Source organism: Sphaerochaeta sp. UBA5836 (assembly GCF_002432845.1).
Taxonomy (GTDB): domain Bacteria; phylum Spirochaetota; class Spirochaetia; order Sphaerochaetales; family Sphaerochaetaceae; genus Sphaerochaeta.
This window is the reverse complement of record NZ_DJGW01000002.1, coordinates 3937-4611: the sequence shown is the minus strand read 5'-3', so window position 1 is coordinate 4611 and position 675 is coordinate 3937. Positions and strand designations below refer to the sequence as shown.

Sequence of the window (675 nt, the reverse complement as noted above, 5' to 3'; positions counted from 1 at the left end):
GCCCTCAGCCTTGCCATCTGCAAAGGGTGGAGCGCCCAAGAGGTTTACTCCTACCTTGTTGAGACGGCTCCTTCCTATGTGACTGAAAAAGAGGTGTTGGTTGCCCTGAGTAATGCAAAAAATGCACCACCCGAGGGGATTGATGGAAGTCTCAAGGGGTGGGTTCTCATCGCTTTCCAGCTTGCCTTCTATACTGTTCTGCACGCAAAAAGCTTTGAAGAGGGGATGGTCGACCTTACCATGCGCGCTGGCGATGCCGATACCAATGCAGCCATCTATGGAGCTTTGGCGGGAGCCTTCTGCGGCGTAGAGGGAATCCCGCTGCGTTGGAGGGAAGCTCTGAAGCCGACAGCCTGCATCAAGCGGCTGTTCATCTATGGTGAAGAGCCGCTAGCCAAGCAAGCCGAGGTGTGGACCACGGCGCTGTTGGAGCTGCCGGTGATGGGTATCTTCCAATAAGATTCAGAGGCTTGTCACTCTTGTACAACTGGTTGCCTTGCTTGTCGGCCTCTCAAGGAGGAAGCGTTCATCAGAGTAACCACAAAGGTGATCAGGACCACCGATGCATCGATCCCCCCTTGTATGCATCCTTCCCTTCCAGATTCTCTACAAAATTGCTCATATAGTTCCAACCGGTCTCATTATCCCCTCCCATGCTCATCAGCTGGATGACCA

1 protein-coding gene is annotated in these 675 nt (G+C 53.5%); it reads left to right on the top strand.

Annotation, left to right across the window (positions count from 1 at the left end):
• The coding region (locus B3F49_RS00045; protein WP_293908439.1) for an ADP-ribosylglycohydrolase family protein at positions 1–459 on the top strand (459 nt) is incomplete at its 5' end.
• Between the last annotated feature and the right edge of the window lie 216 nt (positions 460–675).